This window comes from Candidatus Aenigmatarchaeota archaeon (assembly GCA_016932615.1).
Lineage (GTDB): Archaea > Aenigmatarchaeota > Aenigmatarchaeia > QMZS01 > QMZS01 > JAFGCN01.
The window spans coordinates 1-22187 of the sequence record JAFGCN010000003.1 but is presented as its reverse complement, the minus strand read 5'-3'; the positions used below and the strand labels follow the sequence as shown (position 1 = coordinate 22187).

Here is a 22187-nt window from a genome sequence, read left to right as displayed (position 1 = left end):
TTCCTATTATGGCAAATGAAAAAAGGCTTCCGGAACTGCTCTCCCCGGCGGGAGGGCCGCTCGCTGGGCACGCAGCCCTTGACTTTGGGGCTGATGCCATCTACCTGGGCCTCCAGAAGTTTTCGGCAAGGGCGGACGCCGAAAATTTCACTCTTGAAGAGCTCTCCGAGATAATAGCTTACACCAGGTCTCTTCAGCCGAAAAAGAAGGTTTACGTCACGCTGAACACAGTAATCTACGAGGAGGAGCTGGGGGAAATCATAGACATACTTGCTCAGCTTTCAAACCTTGAAGTTGACGCGCTAATCATTCAGGACTTGGGGCTTGCAAAGCTTGCGCAGGACCACTTCCCGGAAATCCGGCTCCACGCAAGCACCCAGATGGCAATCCACAACCTTGAAGGCGCGCTTACGCTCAAAAAGCTCGGATTTTCAAGAGTCACTTTGGCCAGAGAGCTTACCCTGGGCGAGATAAAGGAAATCACCCAGAAATCCGGAATAGAAACCGAAGTTTTCATACATGGGGCGATGTGCTACTCCTACAGCGGCCTGTGCCTTCTCTCATCAGCTGAAACCGGGCGAAGCGCCAACCGTGGGATGTGCACCCAACCCTGCAGGGAAGTCTTCGAAATCGGGGGCAAAAAGGCGCTTCCGTTCTCCATGAAAGACCTTGCTGTGCCAGGGCTCATAGAAGAGCTCAAAAAGATAGGCGTAAGCTCCATGAAAATTGAGGGGCGAAAAAAAAGCCCCCCCTATGTCGCCGCCGTAACTTCATACTACCGGAAAATCCTTGACGGAAAAATTTCCCGCCGGGAAATGGAAGGGCTTGAGCGCGACATCCGGACGATATTCAGCAGGCCATGGACAGAAGCATATTACCGGTCAAGAGAAAACAAAGAAGTAATCGACCCCAGAAACACCGGCCACCGGGGGCTTGCAATAGGAAAAGTCGAAAGAATTCTCCCGACGCCGCACGGAAAAGAGGCGATTAGGTTTGTCACAAGCGTTCCAATCGAACGCCATGACGGGCTTCAGGTCGAAGTCCCGGGACTGGCAAAGCCGTATGGCTTCCCGGTAGAGTTTTTCCTGAAAGAGCGGGGCAAAACCATCTTCAGCGCACCAGCAAACTCAAAAGTAGACATTCTTCTCCCAGACCGCCACCCAAAGCTGAAAGCCGGGACGACAGTGTTTCTTTCCTCTTCAATAAGCGTTAAGAAAAAATATCTGGACAAGACAACAAAACCAGGGAAGCTGGAGATTAAGCGTGAGGTTATCGTGCAGGTCGGCCTCTCTGCAAAAGGCGTGGTGGTAAGCGCGAAGGCAAAAGCAAGGCACGCCGGCGAAAGCGATATTGTTGCGACACACGAGGAAAAGCTCTCCCTTGGAGACGCAAAAAACCCCTCCGAAACCCAGAAAGCGGTAAGGGAAGCTTTCGAAAAGCTTGGAGACACGCCATTCGCGCTTAAGGAAATCGAAGTCAAAAACCCCTACAAGGTTTTCATTCCTGCGTCAAAACTCAACGCCATCAGGCGTGAGATTGCCCAGAAGCTCCAGAAAAAGATTTCTTCAGCCCTCGTGGAAAGGGCTGAAAAAGTCAAGGGACTCATCGCAGCCAATCATAAAAAGGAGGCAGAGAAAAAAGCGCATTCCACCCAATTGAAGGTTTCCTACTCCATCAAGTTCGACGACGCAGAAAAAATCTGCCTTCTTGACGCCTCCGAGATAAAACGGCTCAAGGAAATTGTCATTTGCGTACAAGGACAGGACACAAGCCGGCTCCTAAACCATCTGAAATTCCTTTCGGGCCTTACCGGAAAAAATGGGATACGGCTCGCCCTTCCGACCATAACACGCTCATGGGAAAAAGAAGACCTTTATGAAAAAATCGGGGAGCTTGCAAAAGCAGGATACTCCTTATGGGAAGTCTCAAACCTGTCCGGCTTTGAGTTCCTGAAAAGCGGGCCTGGCGAGAAGGACATTTCAGCTGATTGGCCGCTTTATGCCACAAACCACCTTGCCCTTGAAGCGCTCAAGGGTCTTGGCGCAAAGTCGGCAGTGCTTTCCCCGGAAAACGGATACGACGAGCTAAAGGCAATTTCGAAAAGCGGCGCCGAAAACAAGAAAGTCCTGGTTCACCAGTACACTCCGCTCTTCATTTCAGAGTCCTGCCCAAAGGCGGCTGTGTTCGGCTGCCCCGGGAAAAGCGCCTGTACTTTCGGGGAAATCGAAGTAACCTCAAAAAAGCTCGGCAAGTTCATAATAACCCAAAAGGACTGCAGGGCAACAGTAAGGGGAAGCCATCCGCTGGACTTCACCAAAAACCTGCCTGACATAAAAGCCCTTGGCTACCCGGAATTTCGCATAGACCTTTCCGGTAAAATCTACTCCAGGGATGAGGTTTCAAGGATTCTAAGAAAGGCCTTGAGATAAGCAAATATAGGTAAATTTTTTCAAGTTTTATGCAAGAAAGGTATTTTGATGTCTTGGAGGGAACGCTGATGGGTTTGCCTGAGATTCAACTGGGCAGGGGCTTGTGGCAAAACTGCCACCACTGTTACGACGTTTATGACCACAGCAGGATTACTGGAAGAAATCTTATTGAAACGGGGGACGGAAACCTTGTCGCCGCCGGCTGCCTTCATGACCTCGGAAAGCCAATGACCGCGATGCCGGTCTTGACTGATGAAGGATATATAGAACTCTGCCCTGGAGTCCTCTGCCATACCTTTCCAAAGCATGGAGAGGCCGGTGCATACCTGCTGAGAAAAAGAAAGCCAGAACTATTCGAACAACTTAATCTTAACCAGGAAAGTGTAGCACTGCTTGTCGAGTACCACAATACGCCGCTTGGAATAATAAAGTCCCTGGATGCAAGCAGCCAGGAAAACTTAAGTGACTCTCTTGAAACCGCAGAAAAATTGCTCGAAGGCGTCCCTGTGGACCGCATGGACCTGTTCCAGCTATTCAAGGCAGACACGGTAGCTAAAGGCAAGGTGTGCCAGGACTGCACTCTTCTCCTGAAAGCTGCAGAGTTTCTTTCCGGAAACGGCAGCATTTCCCGAAAAGACCTCTATGGATCGCTTAATTCTTCAAAAATACGCTAAAGTTCAGCCACAATCGTACCAGGCAACAAGGTCTTTTGTATAAGTGTCGTAAAAGCCCTCTGCGGCCGTCCCGACAGCGTCGCACTTGTAATTTGCTTCTCCCTCTATGCAGGCGCCATCCATGAACGCTTTTGAAAGGCAGTAGGAGCGGGAATCTGCAAAGAAACAGTAGCCGGCAGGTCCGTTCAGGGTCACGCCCTCGGCATAAAATCCCCCTCCCTTTAAGCAGAATTTTCCGTCCTCCTGCAGATTCTGCGACGCGCAGCAGGCGTAGAGCCCGCCAAGTCCGGAAATTTCGCCCACATTAAGCTCATCGCCGGAGCAGGCAGTGCCATTTGCCACAAAAGCGACTCTTCCAGAAGCATTCCTGCACTCATCCTCAGTCAGGACAACCACAGTTTCCCTTGTGATAACAGAATCAACCACCCTAAACTCATCCAGGATAAGCTTAAGAGTTAATTTGTCATGGTCGGCACCCTTAGCGGAATCTGCGTCAAACCCAAGATAAGCTATCCAGCATCCGGGGCAGCCATTTTGCAGGATGCTTTTTAATTTAAGGCCCCGTCCACTTCCATCAACATAGTCTGGTAGCCCCTTCACATAGGCCTCAGAAAAAGCGACCGCTTTGTTCTCTTCCGTGCCCCCGGATGGAAGGCAGTCCCCTTCCCAAGGCTTCATGCATTTCTGGCTTGACTCGCACCAGGCGTACCCTGCCGACAAGACGCAGCCATGGATAGCATCTTCCTGAGGGCTTTCGGTGGGCTTAGAATTGCCTCCCTGGTCCGAGAAGAGAAAATAAGCAGCGGCCGCAACCAGCAATATGGACAATACCAAAAGAATTACCTTCGTGCCGAAAGCCATAATAGTTCTTCCAATAAAACCAATAGTGAGATAATGGATTATGCCAAAGCTTTATCTGGCGATAATGGCTTCGCTCCTGCTAATTATTGCGGCTTTTTTATTAAGCCCTGACCTAAGGCAGACTGCCCTTGGAGCTTATGGCCAATTCATCGAGGAGAAAAACAGCTACCCGGGGCAGATCCTGCCTTACAATGGAAACACAGTCATGCCTCTGGAAAGAATGTCTGTCTGCTCAGATTACGGGCCAAGACCCGACCCCATAACAAACGAGCCGTCGTTTCACCTGGGGGTGGACATTTGCGCAGGCGAGGGCACTGCAGTGAGGGCAGTTAGGGACGGAAATATAGTGGGCATTGGCTACAACCATGAGATAAACGGAAACTGGGTAGAAATACAGCATACCGACGGGACATTTACCACTTATGCGCACCTCTCTAAAATAGCTAACATTTCCCTGGAGGACCATGTCGGAGCCGGCTCGGTAATTGGTGCTGTCGGAAACACGGGTAGGAGCACAGGCCCGCACCTGCATTTTGGAGTCAAGGACAAAGACGGAAGCCCGATAGACCCAAAAATTTATCTCGGGCTTGAAGATGATCAAAATATAGATATTCCGATAATCTGAAATTATGAAGAAGCCTTTTAGGAGCTTTCTCGTAAGCCTCGCCATCATCTTTGCTGCAGTGCTTGTTTTTGCCTGGTCGAGTGGATCCTTTACGGGCCTGTTTTCAGCAAATGCTGAAGTTGCCCCCGAAAGCAAGATTAGAATTGCCTCCTGGAATATCGAAAACTTCGGCCAGAAAAAAGCAAATGACCCTCTCGTGATGGCGCTTATCGCAGAAAACATCAAAAGTTACGACATAATTGCAATCCAGGAGATTAGCAACCTGTATGAAAAATCGGACGCTTCGTGCCCCAGAAACCGCGATTCCTGCCCCGGCCACGAAAACTGCGGCCTTATCTCCCTTGCCCTTGACTTCGCCCTTAACGAAAAATACGGGCAGGATTACCGATTTGTATTTTCAGATGCCGTGAGGGACGAACGGTACCTTTATGTTTACAATCCCGACCGGGTGGCGCTAGTGTATTCGGGGCTTGTCCTGGACCCGGGCGACACGTCTTACCCATGCGACCTGGCCGACTCAAATATCGGCAGGATGGCGCGCCAGCCCTTCAAGGCAGTCTTCCAGAAAGATAATTTCACCTTTACTCTCCTTAGCGCGCACACAAGCCCGAGCCGAAACATTGAAGAGCTTGAAGGGCTTGAATATTTCTACAGGGCAGAGGAATCCGCAGGTTCCCCAAGTATAATTGTACTGGGAGACCTCAACGCCGACTGCAATTATCTGCCTCAAACTCAGCAGATTGGCTTTCGGGACTCCAGGTACACCTGGGTTGTAAGCGACTCTGAAGACACGACTGCAGCTAAAACAAGCTGCGCTTACGACAGGTTTATTTTCACGGGTGAAGCAAAGCGCCACTTCACAGGAAATTACGGGATCTCAGCAACTACCACAGACGCCGTAAGCGACCATTACCTTGTCTGGGCGGAGTTTACAAGCCAGGAGATTCCACGAGGGGGCGGCTTGACTGGCATTTTGGATGGCGCTTTTCAGTTTCTTTTTGGATAATCGAAATAATCCAGATAGCAAAATCCCATAAGTATTACTCAACACCTGTGCTATATATTGCAGGAGCCATATTCGCTTTATAGCAGATTTGGGTGGGTAAAGCGAATGTTTCGTTCGGGTAATTGGTGTTATACAACATATTACTTGGGCGGCGGACTACTACCCATATTATATAAATCAGACCCCCATCATATTATGAACTACTATATAGACCTCTTTTCTCCAGAAACTGCACAGGCCTTTGAAAATTCTATGAGAGATGTGAGTGGCTTTAGAATCTCTAGGAGGGCTTATGTTCAAAACCAAAAGATAGGTCCAGGCGATAAATTTATCTGCTATGTAACGAGAATTCAGAGATTTGTGGGAGTCCTTGAAGTTCAGAGTGAGCCCTATCAAGAGGATAAACCCATATTTACCAAGGAAAAAGACCCATTTGTACTAAGATTTAAGGTCAAGCCCGTAGTGTGGTTGCCTCTTGAAAAGGCCATACCCATTCATAATGACCGCCTATGGAAAAATTTATCGTTCACAAAAGATTTGAGCAATGACAGTAACAAGTGGACATATATGGTCTTTTCAAGTCCTCGCGCATGGCCAAAAAAGGATTGTGAATTCTTAGAGAAAGAGTTGTTGGCTCAATCAAAAAATCTTGAAAACTTTGCTTTCAGCGAAGATGAACAAAAGAAGTTAAAGACTCATAAAATTAGGATAAGTGATGAAAAAGAAGTTTCAGTTTCTGTCCCCGATGATGAAGGGATGGAAGAAACAGAAAGGGAAGTTGCCGAAAAGGAAAAACGGACTTCTATTGTAGTCCAAGCCAAGCTTGCTGAAATTGGAGAAAAACTTGGCTTAAAACTTTGGCTTCCAAACGGAGACAGAGCACGAGTTTTGGGTATTTGGAAGCCAAAAGATGAAGATACTCTCTTGCAGGACCTTCCACTAGTATTTGACGAAACTACGTTAAAGACGATTCGGAATATAGATGTTTTATGGATAAAGAGGCGCTCAATAGTAAGAGCTTTTGAAGTAGAAGATACCACATCAATATACTCTGGGATACTGAGGATGGCAGACTTGTTGGCCTTACAACCAATGCTCAATATAAGGATTCACATAGTTGCGCCCGTTGAACGTAGAGAAGCTGTCTTTAAGCAAATCACTAGGCCAGTCTTTGTACTTATGGGGGAAAACCCACTTTCCGAAGTATGTTCATTTATCTCCTATGATTCCGTTATTGAACTGTCAAAAGAAAAGAAACTAGAACACATGAATGACTCAATAATTGATGAATATTCTGAGTATTCCGAAGATTAAAGTCCGCCGCCCTGCGTCATACGCTGCGCAACTCTCGGAGTTGCTTGCCTCACTCCCTTAGGTCGCTCGGTCGTATAACAGGAATTTAGCGGCTCGTTTCACTCGACCCAAATTTTGCTTTGTCTATCTGTTTGTAAATTATTGGTCAGCAAAACTTCGCCAAATTCCATCAGTTAGAGGTTAACCTTTAATCTACGCTTATTGAAAAAGATGCCAGTTCTTTTCTCAATTGATCCGCACTTTGGAAAAGAATCGGCTTCATGCCAAGCTCTCTTGCAGGACTGATATCTCTCCTTAGGGAATCGCCAACCATGATTATCTCTTCGTTTTTCACGCCAAGCTTGGAAACCATCATACCAAAGAATCTTAGGTCCGGCTTGGATAATCCCGTACTGTAAGAGTATAATATTTCGTCAAAAAGAGCGCACAAATTGGCCTTTCCTACCAGGTCATAGATGGGGTTTGGCATATCCGAGAGAAGCCCTAATTTGAGGTCTTTTGATTTTAAGGCCTTTACCAAAGCCACCATCTCGGGGTTTATTTTTTCCTTGGTAACATCCTGCTCGAAAATATCCTCCAAGGCTTTTCTTGTTTCCGGATTATCCGGGAGATTCAATTGATTAATGATATTGCTTAAATACGCGTCCATGCCCCCAAATTTGGCTCCGGATACAACCTTCTCCACAAAGTTATAGTCCTCCCTAAGGGCAAACACTCTGATGATCTCCTTTTCAGGGTCACAGCCCCCACAGGTCAGTGTCCCAAACAAATCAAATATGATTGCCTTTATCATATTATTATAAAAAGAATTGCCTTATGATGCCAAATTCACCCGGACCATAAGCCAACTTATGCCACATACGCTATTTGGATTTCTTGGGGGGCTTTTCTGAGTAAGGTGTTGTGGTGGGCTCTTTATCAGGCGCACCCTTGAAGTCAAGCGCCTTTCTTTTGGCGACCCTTCCAAGAAGGTAATTGCTGATTCCCCAGTATTTCTTCCTTTCAGCAAGGAACACAAGCACTGTGCTAAGCAGTATAGATATGAGTATGCAGGCAAGGACTATGCTGACAAAGGACTCCGTTCCGGGAATGCCAGCTTTCAGAGGTATCCCGGCAAGAATGGCGGGGGCAAGGCCTTTTGGAACCAAGCTGTCGACTACCGCCCGGTCTTCGGGAGTGAAGTTCTTTCCTGCGACAAGGGTTGAAATCGGCCTCATCAGGTACAGACCCAAAACTATAACTCCTGCGATAAGGTACGGCTCCACACTTGAAAAGTTCATAAGAAGCCCCAGGTAAACAAAGAAGAAGGACTTTACAAGGAATGAGATTTCCGAGTAAAAAAACCTCTCTGCCTCTCTTATCGATGTCCTTGTCTGGGTTTCGCCGTTGCTTCCTAGCTTCATTAGCCGCTCGGAGTTTCCCAGAATCACGCCCAGGGCAAGGCATGCCATTGCGCCGCTGCTTTTCAGGTACTCGGTAAAGGAATAGATTAGCAGCAAAAAGGCAATCGTTATCATATAGGATTTGGTGTGCCCGGACATCTTGTTAAGAACATGGAGCCATAGATAGCCACCGACGCCTCCGATAAAGAAAGCCAGAAGGAACTTGCTCAGGACGCTGTTCAAAAGAAGCCCCGTATCGAGATTGGCAAAGCCAATTCCGTAAATCTCAATTGTCGCCAAAACCGCAACAATGCAGAGAACATCGGTAATCGCCGACTCAAGCACCAGGGAAGAAGAGGCCTGCTTAGAAATGGTTAATCGCTTTACGATGGGCACAACCACCGCAGAAGATGTGCCTCCCAGAATCATACCCAAAAGAACTCCCTGAGCGAGGCCAAACCCAAAATAAACCGCAACCACGGTTACGGAAACAACGCTAAAGATAAAGGTTACAATTGCTAGAAGGGAGCCGCCAAACATGCCTTCAAAAACCTCATGGATTTTAAGGTTAAGCCCGCCCTCGAAAAGTATGAATATAAGAGCAAAGGTGGTGAAAATTGAGGCGATATCGGCAATAAGGTCCGTTTGGTAAAATCCAAAAAAGTGGCCGATAAGTATGCCAAAAATCATGAGCCACAAGACGTCGGGGACATTGGTCTTTTTGAACACCAGCTCGCCGAGAAAACCAAGGATGATTATTAGCGCAGCTATTGCAAAAAAGACGGCTATGTCCATAATATAGCTATTTAAAATAGGAACTCTAAAAAACGGCTCGACGGCCTGAAGCGGGCTATTCCACCCTTATGCGAAGCTTCGAGGACTTGAAGACCTCCGGCTCGAGGGCTTTATTTATTCTTATAACTTCTGCCTTCAGCCCCCTTTTCTTGATTTCCTCTCCCAGATTGTCCGTAAATGCCTTCTGGTCGTAGCCAAGGCAGATTACGTCCGGCTCGAGGGCTTCTATAATCTGATACTTGTCGCCCAAGCTTCCAAGGATGACCTCATCTATATAGTCCAAGGACTGGAGAACAAAAACCCGCTTTCTTTCGTCATTTCTTGGCGCCATTCCCTTGACCTCTTCCACGGTCTTGTCGCGCGCCACCACGACTTCCAGCGTGTCGCCGTGCTTTTTGGCTTCTTTCAGGAAAAATTCGTGGCCGGGGTGGAAAATGTCAAAGGTTCCAAACACCAAAACGGTCTTAGGCATAAAATTAATAGAATTTGATAAATATGCTACTTGAAAAAATCCAGTTCTCTTCTATAATAATCATCAAGAGTATCCTTTGCTGAAAGGATTGCTCCTTCATACCTGAGCACATAGTTCTGATAGTCCTCCTTGCTGATTATCCCAACTTCCAGTGCAACTCTGAGATTACGCGCAACTTCTTCGGAAAGTTCCGAGTCTCCAAGTTTATTCGACCTCTCTAATGACGCCCAATTTACATAATGCGGGATAAGTCCAGCGTCCTTAGACCTTCCCGTGCGAAGAGAACGTTCCAATAAATCTCTTGCAAAATCGTTTGAAGATTTTGAAAACAAATCCTCTTCTGCAAATAGGTTTCCTTCAGAAAACCCCGCCCGGTCCTCAAGTATGGGTCCAATAATCTCTTGAGGGTCGCAGGTTGTTTTGAAATTATACCCCTCTAAAAGCAATCTTTCGGTAAGTCCCCTAATAGAGGGAATACAGGGACAGCATTTTTCCTCTTGCCTGAACACACCATGCGAAAGTACGTTGCCAGCATCAATAACCCTCTTTGTTGAGCCATAAGCGGCCCTTCTGTAAATTTCATCGGTAACCCTTTCTCTTGTGCCTGGAGGCAAAAGACGCGCACCATACTTCGCTTTCCAGAGGTTATGGCTCATCACTCCAGTATCCAGCCCCTCCAGTCCGGATTCAAGAGACTCCTTACGCGGGTTTTCTCCAAACGAAAGAACATACCAATCTTTTGCCTTCTGCAAGGCATTTCCTTCGCTGGGCATTCCAGGAGGAGTTAATCTGGACTTAATGTACTCAATTGCCATAAAGTTGTTCCAAGAAAGTGCATATAAAACTATGCCCCAAAACCATACAAAAAGAATACAATTAAAGCACAGGTAAGTTATGGTGGCTGAAAAAGTGGATTGGCCAAAGCTTCTGGGCTCGATACTTGCCTGCCAGGCGGCTGGCTTCATTGGCTCCTTTGCGACAACCCCCGCAATTCCCACCTGGTACGCAGGGCTTAGCAAGCCGTGGTTTAGCCCCCCAAATTGGGTTTTCGCGCCCGTATGGCTTTTGCTTTACACGCTCATGGGCCTCGCCCTATACCTCATCATAAAAGACGGGCTGAAAACGCTGGACGCCCAGAGAGGATTTTATGCTTTTGGCGCGCAGCTGGGGCTAAACATACTGTGGTCAATCCTTTTCTTCGGGCTTAAAAGCCCCCCGGCTGCATTTATCTGCATAATGCTCCTCGTAGTTGCAATAATTGTCACGACCTGGGAATTCTGGATAATTGACAGGCGGGCGGCGTACCTGATGATGCCCTATCTAGTTTGGGTGCTTTTTGCAACTGTGCTTAATTTCTACATCTGGCAGCTGAACTAGCCAAACCGCTTTTGGATAAGCTTATCAGCCCTAATGCCTCCCGCTCTTTTAATGGCCAGATAAAATGTGCTTGGCTCAATATAACCTCCAATGAATGTATCAACCCTTGATGAATCTTCATCGAAATAGGGAGGTTTTGCAGTCGTGTAAACAAGTGCATCGGGATAGTCTGGATTGAAGTGTATAACCGGAACCTTCAAGCCCTTCAAGGGATTGGGCGTAAGCGAAAGGGCATCTTCATAGCCCTGGCCTATTATGATGGCATCGCAACCATTATTTCGCACGGACTTAAACAAATCATATATTTTTTGGTATCCCCCCATCCCATGAAAAGGTTCCAAACCTTTAGACTCAAGATCCGGGCAGCCGTATCGTATATCCACTGAAGGTCCAAGCGAAGTTGCAAGGGCCATTTCTTGCTCACCACTTCCGATAAACAATACTTCCTTTATCATTATATACTATCTCTATATAAATACATATTTCTAGTGCATATGCCTATTCTTGCAGAAGATAAATAAGTTATGGAAGAGAGAATTCAAAAGCTCATTGCGCGGGCGGGAATCTGTTCAAGGAGAAAAGCCGAAGAGTTGATAATGGCAAGGAAGGTGAGAGTTAACGGAAAAGTGGCGGAATTGGGGCAGAAAGCTGACCCCAAAACAGACCGGATAACCGTCAGCGGAAGAACATTGCGCCTGGAAAAAAAGCTCTATTTCCTCCTGTACAAGCCAAAGGGCTATGTGACAACCATGAGCGACGAGTTTGGCCGTCCCTGCGTAAAGGATCTCCTCAAGGAAAAAGGGATACGGGAGAGGATATTTTCTGTCGGGCGGCTCGATTACGACTCTGAAGGGCTGATAATTCTTACAAATGACGGGGCGCTTTCTAACAGGATTACCCACCCAAGCTTCGAAGTCAAGAAAACCTACAGAGTCGTCCTGGGAAAGCCCCTGAAGGAAAAAGACCAGAGAAAAATCCGCATGGGAGTCGAAGTTGAAGGGAAAACTGTAGAAGTTTCGGGCATCAATGTGCATGAAAACCCCAAGGTTTTTGAAATTACAATTCACGAAGGCAGGAACCGGATTATCCGAAAGATGATGGAGGCCTTGAACTACAAAATCCTCCGGCTCATAAGGGTAAAAATCGGGGAGATTAATCTCACAGGCATAAAGGAAGGTGACTTGAAGGAAACCACAAGAGAGGAGATTGAACTGGGGATAAAAAGCAAGGAAGAGGGCAAAAAACAAGTTCGCCGTTCAAGGCCGGCTCCAGGAAGAGAAAATAAAGATGATTTTAGAAGTCAAGGCATGGCAAGGAGACCTTACCGAAGCAGGCGTTGATGCTATCGTAAACCCGGCAAACAGCTATGGAACGATGCGGGGAGGAGTAGCCAAAGCCATTCTGGATAAAGGCGGGCGCAGGATAGAAGAAGAGGCAGTAAGACACGCGCCTATTCCGGTGGGAAGCGCAGTTGCCACAAGCGGCGGAAAGCTAAAAGCCCGGCTCGTAATCCACGCCCCTACAATGAAAAAACCAATCAGCAGGGCAAAAGAAGATGACCTTCGAAAGGCAACCCAAGCCGCCCTGAAATGCGCAGAGGAAAACTGCTCAGACAAAATTGCCTTTCCCGGCATGGGAACAGGAGTGGGGAATTTTCCAAAAGAAAAAGCCGCCGAAATAATGGTCCAGGAAATCTCCCTCCACAAGCCCACCCGCTTAAGGCAGGTTCTCCTCATCGACACCGACAGGGAACTTGTAAAATTCTGGATTGATGCTATTAAAAGAATTTACAAAAACTAGCGATTCTTGAAACAAAAAATCTCCAAAGAGTATATATACTTTTTTCAATATTATTATGAAATTGATAATACCCTTTTCACAAATCTCGTACAAGGATGTCCCGATTGTTGGAGGCAAGAATGCGTCGCTTGGTGAAATGTATTGCAAATTGTCAAAAAAAGGAGTAAGGATTCCAAACGGCTTTGCAATCACTGCTGAAGCTTACGACTTATTCATAAAGGAAAACAACCTTGACAGGATGATTAAGGAACTTTTGAAAGACCTTGACACAACCAATATGAACAACCTGAGGAGCAAGGGAAAAGCGGTCAGGTCCATCATAGAAAAATCAAAGCTTCCTGAAAAGCTGGAAAATGAAATCCTGGTTGCGTTCAAAGGGCTTCTTGCCGGAAGCAAGGGCAGTGTCGCCGTAAGGTCGTCTGCAACTGCCGAAGACCTGCCTGACGCAAGCTTTGCAGGCCAGCAGGAATCCTACTTAAATGTCCAGACCGAAAAGGAGCTTCTGGAATGTGTCGTCAGGGGCTACGCATCTCTCTTTACTGACAGGGCAATCTCTTACAGGGCAGACAAGGGTTTTGACCAGTTCTCAGTCAAGCTTTCCATAGCCGTCCAGAAAATGGTGAGGTCTGACCTTGCCTGTTCAGGTGTCATGTTTACGATTGACCCGAACACGGGGTTTAACAATGTGGTGAGCATTGACGGAATCTGGGGGCTTGGCGAGTACATTGTACAGGGAACGGTGAAGCCAGACTCATTCTATGTTTTCAAGCCAACAGGAAAAGTCATAATGAAAAAGCCATCCGAGAAAAAAATCAAGCTTATCTATGGAAAAACCGGCACAAAGGAAGCAAAAGTTCCTGCTTCTGAAGTCAGGGCATTCGTGCTTTCCGACAAGGAAGTTGAAGAGCTCGGGAAATATGCAATGGCAATTGAGGCACATTACAAGACCCCAATGGACATAGAATGGGCAAAGGACGGGGTCGACGGAAAATTATATATTGTCCAGGCAAGGCCTGAAACAGTCCACTCGAACAAGTCAAAGCACAAGGTCATCGAGGAGTACAAACTTAAGGGAAGTGGAAAAACAATCCTCCAGGGGATTTCAGTTGGAAAGAAGATAAGTTCCGGAAAAGTCCACATCATCAAGAACATAAGTGAGATTGGAAAGTTCAAGCCAGGCGAAGTTTTGGTAAGTTCGATTACAAACCCCGACTGGGAGCCAATAATGAAAATTGCAGCCGGCATCATTACTGAAAGGGGCGGCTCAACAAGCCACGCAGCAATTGTTTCGAGGGAGCTTGGAGTTCCCTGCATTGTCGGCGCTGAAGGAGCCATGAGAGTCCTTAAAGACGGCCAGGTCGTAACCATTGACACAACAGGGTCCTCTGGCGCAGTTTATAATGGAAAGATTGATTTCGAGGTAAATAAGATTTCCCTGGACGACCTTCCAAAGACCAAGACAAAAGTCATGTTTATACTTGCAACCCCTGAAAAGGCGTTCGACCTTGCTTCATTCCAGCCGGATGGCGTAGGGCTGGCAAGGGAGGAAAACATTATCGCATCTCACATAGAGATGCACCCGCTTTACGCCATAAAGAACGGAAAGTCACAGGAGTACATCGACAAGCTTGCAGAAGGCATTGCGCTTTTGGCAGTTTCGGTTCATCCGGGGCAGATTATTGTAAGGTTCTCTGACTTCAAGACAAATGAATATGCGAACCTTAAGGGCGGAAAAGAATACGAGCCAATGGAGTCAAACCCTATGATGGGCTGGCGTGGCGCTTCAAGGTACATTGACCCCAAATTCAAGCCGGCATTCATGCTGGAGCTTGAGGCAATAAAGAAAGTCAGAAGGCAAATGGGGCTTAAGAATGTAGATGTCATGATTCCCTTCTGCAGGACAATCGATGAAGGAAAAAATGTCCTGAAAATCATCGAGGAAGCAGGGCTCAGAAAAGAGCTTAAGGTATATGTGATGGCGGAGATTCCCTCAAACATCATTTTGGCCGACCAGTTTGCGAAAATCTTTGACGGGTTTTCGATCGGCTCAAACGACCTGACACAGCTTACTCTTGGAATGGACAGGGACAATGAGGGCCTCGCTTTTGACGAAAGAAATGACGCAGTAAAAATTTCAATAGAGAACCTCATAAAAGTCGCCCACAAATACAAGCGGCCGGTTGGGATATGCGGACAGGCGCCTTCAAAGTACCCCGAGTACGTAAAGTTCCTTCTGGACAACAAGATCGACACCATTTCGGTCAACCCGGACGTGTTCCTTCAGACAAAACTGAATGTCGCAAAGCTTGAAAAGAAGAAGAAATAAGTCCAGATAAAATTTAAATATTCTTCAGGAAAACCTTATTGACCTTTACAAGTGCCCAGTTTGCAAATCAAACTGCTTAAAATTCCTGTCAAAGGATCTACTTTTCAGCCAAGTCAATATGGACGCCAAGCTTTTCCTGAAGCTTCTCAATATTCTTTCCGCCCTTTCCAATAATCTTTGCAATTGACTTCTTTGAAACATAAACCCTCACCGAGCCATCAGAAAGCGGCTCGACAATCGGACGCTTGTCGTACTTTGAAACCTCCCTTTCAATCGCACTCACGGCAAGCCCGACCAATCCCCCCTGAGAATCAATTGCGCCTTCCTTCCCAGAGGCCGAAAAGGGCATCACCACCGTTTCATCCCCAAAAACGTAAATCTCGTACCTGAGCTCTTCGGTTTCAAAAGACCTTACCTCAATTACCGGCCTTGCAAGGTCCTGCTCTTTCATTCCTGCCGGGACTTTAACAGCTATCTTAAGTGAAAAAACCTCCTCGATTTTTCCCTTGTCAACGAAAATTATCGTGTCTACTATGTTTGGAAGCATTCCAAGCTCAACCTTGTTTATGAACCTCTGGACAGCATCAGCAGGGCTCGACGCATGAACCACGCCAACCATTCCAACTCCGGCAAGGCGCATGTCGGAGAAGATGTGAAAATCCCGAACAGACCTAAGCTCGTCATAGATTGTGTAATCCGGCCTGACAAGCAGAAGAATCTCAGCAGTCCGCCCAAAGTCTTTGGCAAGGGGAGCATACTGGGTGATTTCTGGGTTCACCTGCAAGTCCCTTGGCTGCTCCATGGTCTTTACGACCTTTCCAAGTGAATGATAGAACTCCGCCAGGCTTGCCGCAAGAGTCGATTTTCCGCTTCCAGGAGGACCTGCGATAATAACGCCTTCAGCAGATTTACCTATTCTGTTTTTAAGCTTGTCTGAAAGCTTGTAGTCATCAAGCGTAAGCTTTACAATCGGCCGGACAATCGTTATCTCTTCGCCTTCAGAAAAAGGTGGGCGGGTGATGGCAATTCGCATGTCCCTGACCTGCAGAACCATGGCTCCATACTCCTCGAACTCCACAAAGCAGTGCTCCTGGCCTCTAATAGATCTCAGGACGGAATTGGCAAGCGCATCAAACTTCTTTTTGGACAGCTTTTCCTTTCCGATGCGCTCAATCTTCCACTTCTTAGGGCTTCCCCTCTTTGCGTAGGGAAGGCAGCCGACCTTGAAATGAAGCGACATTGTGCTCTTTGTAAGGTGCGGGATAAAGTCCAACTCCTCTGGGGCTTTGTCGTCTTTAATGTACTTTACCTTGACGTTATAAACCTCAGCGATAACCGCCTGCACCAGGTCTTTTGTGTAAAGGGTCGCCTTCTTCTCCTGCGCGACTTCCCTGATTAAATTGTCTATCCGGCCGGACTTGGCAAGTTTTATCTCGTCCAGGGTGGGCTTTCTGCCCACAAATTCCAGCTTTATCTTCCTCTTCCGGAGATCCTTTATTTCCTCGAGGCCCAAAAAACCAATTTCCTTGCCTTTGCTTGCCTGCGCCTGAAGCTCGTCAAGCACAAACTCAGGCACAAGCACTTTGACATTCTTAAGTTCTCCCTTGTCAATCATCTGCGTCAATTTCCTTGAAATCAAAATCGACGTATCAGGAACGATTAACTCTTCTCCGCCTAAAAGTCCCATAATTTTAGAGAGGATTAATAAATGAGCTTGGGTCTACCAGTAACGGAGGTTTATGTTTGTGTGGTTAATCGGCGAACCATCCTTTCGAGTGGGCTCATACTCTATCTTGGTGTATATGCCCGGCTTAACTAACACCTCTGAATGGTCAGCAGAAGGAAAGTCGCTGGGTTGGAGTTTATTTGGAATAATTTCGCCAACCAATCCCTCACCCCCTGGATTCTGCTTTTCGTAACTAAATCCCGCATCAAGGAGTGCGTTCTCGACACTCCTAAGAGCGTTTACAGACCCCATTACGTCACGACCTGCTATGCTACCAGGGGGTCCCGGCAAAACAGAGACCTTGTACTGGGTCAGAGGCTTTGGCAATGCATTAGAAAGCGCAGAAATCGCGTTATTAGGGTCCTCGCCTGCAGGCAGGACACAACCAACGACATCTCCAAACTTTTTGCCCGTTGAATCGTACCTAGAAACCACCACACCAGTCTCCTTCTGCCCAATATTCATCTCCATGGCCTGACCACCACGCACATGCAGGTAGCTGTTCTCTGAACCCGGCAACTTAAATTTTTCCGGACGATGGCCATAATTGCCCAGCTCTATAGGTCCGGTTAGCATCCCTCGGTCAACCGAGTCAAATACAACTGAAGAGACGTATCCCATCCTGCGTAATAATACTTAAATTCTCCACTATATATAGCCAATCTTTATTGCAGGCCCGAAAAACCCGCTCAGCGCAATGCCCAACTCAGCACACTAAAACATTACCCCCCCAGAGGTAGATTGTGAACTGTCACGCCAGTCTTATGGCACTACCGGCCCTTATGCCTATAAACCGTCACGTTTTTGGAGCGAAGGTTATAGCAAGCATCCATTCTTCGAGAAAGATTGTACTTAATTCCCAAGGCATTTAATTTAGCAGGATTAACTCCAAAATCACTAAGCTCCGCACAGTAGTCCTTGCCTTTACCTGAACCAACATGTGTCAGCGTAATGTGCGGAACATATTGCTGGCAAGACGCATCCCAAGGCAAAACACTGTCCTTGGCGTGCCAAAACGAATCCTCTTCAAGCTTCAGATATACTGCGTCCCCCACATTATCTCTTAAAAAGTCCAGGGTTTTTGGAAAAACAGCCGGAGTATCCAAACAAGAAGAGCCCTGCAAAGCATCCAACAGAATGGAAAAAGGCACATCGTCATATATCCTGCCTGAGATTGTGCAATGAGGCCTAGGTTCCCTATACCTTACCGGGGGGCTTAAAAGGTCATCTTTGTTAAAAATAGAGAGAACCTTCTCCCAAAAACCTGCATCTGCCTCAAAAACAAATATGAGCCCCCTGTGCGCTCCAGGCACTCCTTTATAAGAATAGTATTTGGGGTGCACCCAATCACATTCGGGAGGGCAATTGAACACCATATTCTTACCTCAATGCCATCCGCTTTGCCTTTGGCACCTGGTTTTTTATGCTCCCCTTTGAATAAAGCCCGCAACCGAGAATGTCTTTTCCGTGCCGAACAATCACATAACCCTCTTCAACATCTGCTTCCTTTTCGATGTCAAGGCCGCGCATATAATCCTCTTTTTCCTCGTCGGTAATGTCCACAATATTACGAGTAGCAAATTTCCCGAAAATCTGCAGAAGGTTTGTTGTCGGCTTGTACCTTGCGGACTTGTCAAACTGCCTCCCGGCAGTTATGCCTATACTAAATACCCGAAGGCCCGACAAGTCAACACCTGGAATGTCAACCGAAAGCACGTAAACCTTGTCACTTGTTTCATGAAATGAAAACTTGGAGAAGATTCCCTTATGAAGCCCGAACCGTTCCTCCAAAAACCGCATAAAATCCCTTCCCGCGCTCATTCTTTCTTAAACCTCGCCAAAAAAAATCCCTCAGTGTCGTTATCCTGGGGCCATATCCGCGCTGCTTTTCTCACTCCCTCGTCAAAGGTTTTTCCGTCCCACTCGGTTAGGCAATCTGAAGTCTTCAGGCCATTGAGGGAAACCTTTTCGGGAACCAACTCCAACTCTTTTATACCATAATCAACAACTCCCTCATTTTCCTCAGGTGAAAGGGTGCAGGTGGAATAAACCATAGTGCCGCCTGCTTTGAGGGCTTTTGCCCCGATTTTCAGCATCTGCTTTTGACGGGAAGCCATATAGCGGCACACTCTGAGATTCCACTTCGAGAGCGCCTTCCAGTCCTTTCTGACAGTCCCCTCACAGGTGCAGGGGGCATCAATAAGAATCCTGTCAAAGCGCTCCTCAAGATTTATTCTAGTTGCATCCATCTCGGTAAGAACCGTATTTAGGGCGCCGGTAAGCTCGATATTAAATCCCAGCGCCTTAAGCCGCTTGTAGTTGACGTCGTTAGCGACAATGCAGCCGGTGTTCTTCATAAGCTGCGCCAGGTGCGTTGTCTTGCTTCCGGGCGCTGCGCACATATCAAGAATAAACTCATGCTCTTTTGGGGCTAAAACCAGGGAGGGAAGCAAGCTTGCCGCCTCCTGCACGTAGATTTTTCCAAAAAAGTAATCCTCCGTCTTTCCTGGCTCGATGTTTGAGACGTTAAAGGCATAATCGCACCAGGGGATTTTTTCAAGAATCCAGCCCCTTTCCTTCAGAAGTTTCAGGTATCCAGGCACATCATCAACTTTAAGGGTATTGACCCTCACGGTCTTTTTGAGGGGCATTGCACAGAACTTCAGGAACTCTGGGTTTCTCTCTCCAAGAATCTGCGAGTATTTTTCCTTAAAGCCCTTAGGGAGGATTGGGTCTGCCATTAATTAACTGGGTGTAAATCTTCAAATTGGCAGATTGCCTTGGATAAGCACACCTTAATGCCCCAGTCAACTGACAACAAGGGCGCAAACTGCATCAATCACAACCCAGGCCTTTCCATCGCTTCCCCGAACCATAAACTCAGGCCTGAATTTCAGCTCAGTAGCATAATATTCAAACTCCCCATCTTCAGACTTAAATTTATGCCCTGTACCGGAAAGAGCATAAACTTCCCCAGCTTCATAAAGTCCCTTTTCCGACCCTATACCCATAAATGCCTGCCCATCCTCGATGGATTCAAAGTAAAATTCATACCCACATATTTTTTCTGAGGTCTCGTTCTGGATATAGACCTCCTCATGGAGAGTCAGGGTTTCATTGTCTCCAATTGAAGCATCTAATTGGACTATTGGGAAGATGTGCAAGATTGCGATTCCGGGTTCTCCAGAATCTGAGTAAGATAGAGACTTGGCCCAGACAATTCCATCCCCATAAATGTCTATCCCCCCATACTCTAGATATCCATCGTCTCCCTCGTAATCGTCCCCAATGGCACCTATATTGAACTCCACATAAGGTACGCCTTCACACTCTCCAATAGACTCCAGGTAAATCCAGATTCCGTTCCAGGTTGCGTTTGAGCCCTCGTAAAGAACGACGTCCGAGCCAATATCAGGAAGTACAATCGGCGTATATGAAGGAAGCGTCTCCTCTGCCGGCTCCAAAACCTCCTCCTGACTGCCTTCAAAAGGCGCCTCTTCCTCAGGCAAATGCAAATCGGAATCCTGATTCAAAAGACCTTCAATATCTGAAACTGAGGCATTAGATTCAATTTCCGGATTTTTGGAGTTTTGACCAAAAAGCCCAAAATATGGGACTGCAAGGATAACCGCCAGAAATAGAACTATACCTAGTGCAATAACAACTGCTCGGGCAATTTCCATAATCTAGTTTCAAATAAAACCTATTAAGAAGCTGGCATCGACCGATATCCAAGCTTCCCCAAAAAATGTGACACTCAGAGATTAGCCGGCGCAAGTCCAGAACTCCAGTAAGATAGATCATCAAAAATCAAGATTCTGGAAGCTTTATCAAAACAGTGACATTTTTCATGAAAAATGATTCAGGTCCAGAATAGTCTACTCTTTTCTGCCGACCGATAAAAATATCTATTTTCTTTTCTGTTTCGGGAAAGCCAAAAAAGGTGTCCTGAACAATAAACGTCCTGTTCAAAAGAAGCTGGTTGGTTTCCGCCGTATTTTCACCAGCATCGGAACCCAAGTCCACCAGGATAACCTCTGTTCCTGCAGGAAGGGGTGGGTTTATTGCGATGCTTGGCAAATCTTCAGTCCAGTCGTTAAGAACCAATCCAAACGCGCCCCTGACTTCATCTGTAAGGTAGCAAGTTTTTCCATCATTAATTTCAAAGTCGTAAGCGATATACTGCCCGGGATTTCTGTCTCCATCACCTATACCCGAACCCTCTATCTGGATTTTCTCTATAAAGTCGCTCCGGTAAAACCCAAGTGTTGCGCCATCTGAATCGAAAATCTCAACCTTCTGCCCACGGTAAAGAGACTCATCCGCCAGGCAGTAGGAAGTTAATGTCCAGCCCGAAGAAATCATGCTACCGAAAGCTTGAGTGCTATTATCCGATTGATTAGATGAACTGTTTGTTTCTTGGCCAAAAAAGGGGTACTCAAACCAAGTCGTAAACAGCACCAATACGGCCATCAGAAGAATGGCTGCTCCAATAAGTGCAAACCGTCTCCGGACAGACGATTTACGCCCCCGGTAGGGAACAATTTCATACCTCATAATAATCATCCTCTAGCCCAGATTAAAGCTTGAAACCACCCTATATTCCGGACCGCCCTGCTTAAGAAAGCTTTCCATAAGGTCAAAGCCAGATACCTCAAACTCTCCCATAAAATCAAACCCCTGCATCCGCTGCAAAAGCAGCCCCTTGTCTTTCAGAAAACTGGCTCTTGCAACCGTAAGGTGTGACTCAAAATTCCTCTCCCTGGCAAAACCTTCCCTTGCAAGCGCTTCGTCAATTATCCAGTGAAGTTTTGCCATTTCCTCCCTGCCACGCGCAAGGCCAAGCCACACGACCCGGATATTTCTGGAGTCCGGGAAAAAGCCATAATCGCCAATCGACGCCTTGAATGGGTGAAGTGAAACCCGTCTTAAAGCCGCGACCACCCCGGTCAGCTTATCTTCGCTGACATCCCCAAGAAACTTAAGCGTGAGGTGAAGGTTCTTCTCGGAAGTTCTCCTTAAGCCGGGCATATCCAGTGTTTTTGCCATTCCTCCGATTTTTGCCTTAAGCGCATCCGGAATATTTACTGCAACAAAAAGACGCATAAGCCAAATACATTAGAAAAAATAAAGTGCCTACCTCGGCAAGTTCACTGTGGGCAGTACAACATGCCTCACTACTGGCCTGCTTGGGATTTGTTGAACCGTAACCGGCCTCTCTATATTAATTTCGGTGCCCTGAGAAAGCGACTCTACCTGATCCTTTACCCGAGAAAGCCTTTTGTTTACGTCTTCCCTGAACTTGGGAATCAAATTGACGGTAGTGTTTGTGGTGTTATTGACGGTAGTGTTTGTGGTGTTATTGACGGTAGTGTTTGTGGTGTTATTGACGGTAGTGTT

The 22187-nt window shown here is 46.9% G+C and carries 24 protein-coding genes; 9 read left to right on the top strand and 15 right to left on the bottom strand.

Annotated features, from left to right (window positions below; all coding sequences use genetic code 11):
• The first annotated feature begins 8 nt into the window (after positions 1-8).
• Both JW727_00390 and JW727_00385 read left to right on the top strand, forming a co-directional pair.
• Positions 9-2429, top strand: coding sequence for a U32 family peptidase (locus JW727_00390; GenBank protein MBN2094483.1), 2421 nt, complete (start codon positions 9-11; stop codon positions 2427-2429).
• Between the two features lie 29 nt (positions 2430-2458).
• Positions 2459-3103, top strand: coding sequence for an HD domain-containing protein (locus tag JW727_00385; protein MBN2094482.1), 645 nt, complete (start codon positions 2459-2461; stop codon positions 3101-3103).
• Positions 3104-3106: 3 nt separating this feature from the next.
• Here the strand turns inward: JW727_00385 and JW727_00380 are convergent, their stop codons facing one another.
• A complete protein-coding gene (locus JW727_00380) occupies positions 3107-3964 on the bottom strand; it encodes a hypothetical protein (protein MBN2094481.1) in 858 nt (285 codons plus the stop codon).
• Between the two features lie 40 nt (positions 3965-4004).
• Here JW727_00380 and JW727_00375 point away from each other — a divergent pair, with 40 nt between their 5' ends.
• From JW727_00375 to JW727_00365, 3 genes are all read left to right on the top strand, one after another.
• Positions 4005-4589, top strand: coding sequence for a M23 family metallopeptidase (locus tag JW727_00375; protein ID MBN2094480.1), 585 nt, complete (start codon positions 4005-4007; stop codon positions 4587-4589).
• Positions 4590-4593: 4 nt separating this feature from the next.
• A complete protein-coding gene (locus JW727_00370) occupies positions 4594-5595 on the top strand; it encodes an endonuclease/exonuclease/phosphatase family protein (protein MBN2094479.1) in 1002 nt (333 codons plus the stop codon).
• A 195-nt stretch (positions 5596-5790) separates the two neighbouring features.
• Positions 5791-6909 carry an EVE domain-containing protein gene (locus JW727_00365; protein MBN2094478.1) on the top strand — a complete coding sequence of 373 codons (1119 nt, stop codon included), beginning with the start codon at positions 5791-5793 and terminating at the stop codon, positions 6907-6909.
• 187 nt (positions 6910-7096) lie between these two features.
• On the opposite strand, the gene JW727_00360 is transcribed toward JW727_00365, so the two are convergent.
• The 4 genes from JW727_00360 to JW727_00345 form a co-directional block, all read right to left on the bottom strand.
• Entirely contained in the window at positions 7097-7702 is a 606-nt protein-coding gene (locus JW727_00360) for an HAD-IA family hydrolase (GenBank protein MBN2094477.1), read from the bottom strand.
• A gap of 70 nt (positions 7703-7772) precedes the next feature.
• The gene (locus JW727_00355) at positions 7773-9086 is read right to left on the bottom strand and encodes a cation:proton antiporter (protein ID MBN2094476.1); all 1314 of its coding nucleotides are present in this window, start codon (positions 9084-9086) and stop codon (positions 7773-7775) included.
• Between the two features lie 55 nt (positions 9087-9141).
• Positions 9142-9558 carry an FAD synthase gene (locus JW727_00350; protein MBN2094475.1) on the bottom strand — a complete coding sequence of 139 codons (417 nt, stop codon included), beginning with the start codon at positions 9556-9558 and terminating at the stop codon, positions 9142-9144.
• Positions 9559-9584: 26 nt separating this feature from the next.
• Positions 9585-10373 (bottom strand): hypothetical protein, encoded by a 789-nt coding sequence (locus tag JW727_00345; GenBank protein ID MBN2094474.1) that lies wholly within the window; start codon positions 10371-10373, stop codon positions 9585-9587.
• 79 nt (positions 10374-10452) lie between these two features.
• Here JW727_00345 and JW727_00340 point away from each other — a divergent pair, with 79 nt between their 5' ends.
• A complete protein-coding gene (locus JW727_00340) occupies positions 10453-10935 on the top strand; it encodes a tryptophan-rich sensory protein (GenBank protein MBN2094473.1) in 483 nt (160 codons plus the stop codon).
• On the opposite strand, the gene JW727_00335 is transcribed toward JW727_00340, so the two are convergent.
• On the bottom strand, positions 10932-11390 hold the full coding sequence (locus tag JW727_00335) for a hypothetical protein (protein ID MBN2094472.1): 459 nt from the start codon (positions 11388-11390) through the stop codon (positions 10932-10934). The two genes, JW727_00340 and JW727_00335, sit on opposite strands and share 4 nt — an antisense overlap.
• 69 nt (positions 11391-11459) lie before the next feature.
• On the opposite strand from JW727_00335, the gene JW727_00330 reads away from it, so the two are divergent.
• From JW727_00330 to ppsA, 3 genes are read left to right on the top strand one after another with little or no spacing between them, the layout of a single operon-like run.
• Entirely contained in the window at positions 11460-12275 is an 816-nt protein-coding gene (locus JW727_00330; GenBank protein MBN2094471.1) for an rRNA pseudouridine synthase, read from the top strand.
• Positions 12223-12735 carry a macro domain-containing protein gene (locus JW727_00325; protein ID MBN2094470.1) on the top strand — a complete coding sequence of 171 codons (513 nt, stop codon included), beginning with the start codon at positions 12223-12225 and terminating at the stop codon, positions 12733-12735. Before JW727_00330 ends, JW727_00325 begins: the two co-directional genes overlap by 53 nt.
• A gap of 55 nt (positions 12736-12790) precedes the next feature.
• Positions 12791-15061, top strand: coding sequence for a phosphoenolpyruvate synthase (ppsA, locus tag JW727_00320; protein MBN2094469.1), 2271 nt, complete (start codon positions 12791-12793; stop codon positions 15059-15061).
• Between the two features lie 97 nt (positions 15062-15158).
• Here ppsA and tadA read toward each other — a convergent pair whose 3' ends face one another.
• The 9 genes from tadA to JW727_00275 all read right to left on the bottom strand — a co-directional run.
• A complete protein-coding gene (tadA, locus tag JW727_00315; GenBank protein ID MBN2094468.1) occupies positions 15159-16748 on the bottom strand; it encodes a Flp pilus assembly complex ATPase component TadA in 1590 nt (529 codons plus the stop codon).
• A gap of 33 nt (positions 16749-16781) precedes the next feature.
• Entirely contained in the window at positions 16782-17363 is a 582-nt protein-coding gene (locus tag JW727_00310; GenBank protein ID MBN2094467.1) for a hypothetical protein, read from the bottom strand.
• Between the two features lie 194 nt (positions 17364-17557).
• A complete protein-coding gene (locus JW727_00305; protein ID MBN2094466.1) occupies positions 17558-18163 on the bottom strand; it encodes a hypothetical protein in 606 nt (201 codons plus the stop codon).
• 4 nt (positions 18164-18167) lie between these two features.
• Positions 18168-18608: a hypothetical protein gene (locus JW727_00300; GenBank protein ID MBN2094465.1), complete on the bottom strand. Its 441-nt coding sequence runs from the start codon at positions 18606-18608 to the stop codon at positions 18168-18170.
• Positions 18605-19528, bottom strand: a complete 924-nt coding sequence (locus JW727_00295) for an RsmB/NOP family class I SAM-dependent RNA methyltransferase (GenBank protein ID MBN2094464.1) — start codon at positions 19526-19528, stop codon at positions 18605-18607. Before JW727_00295 ends, JW727_00300 begins: the two co-directional genes overlap by 4 nt.
• Positions 19529-19594: 66 nt before the next feature.
• Positions 19595-20470 carry a hypothetical protein gene (locus JW727_00290; GenBank protein MBN2094463.1) on the bottom strand — a complete coding sequence of 292 codons (876 nt, stop codon included), beginning with the start codon at positions 20468-20470 and terminating at the stop codon, positions 19595-19597.
• Between the two features lie 127 nt (positions 20471-20597).
• Positions 20598-21344: a hypothetical protein gene (locus tag JW727_00285; protein ID MBN2094462.1), complete on the bottom strand. Its 747-nt coding sequence runs from the start codon at positions 21342-21344 to the stop codon at positions 20598-20600.
• 12 nt (positions 21345-21356) lie between these two features.
• Positions 21357-21893 (bottom strand): RNA 2',3'-cyclic phosphodiesterase, encoded by a 537-nt coding sequence (gene thpR / locus JW727_00280; protein MBN2094461.1) that lies wholly within the window; start codon positions 21891-21893, stop codon positions 21357-21359.
• 30 nt (positions 21894-21923) lie between these two features.
• On the bottom strand, positions 21924-22187 hold a 264-nt coding region (locus JW727_00275), incomplete at its 5' end, for a hypothetical protein (GenBank protein MBN2094460.1).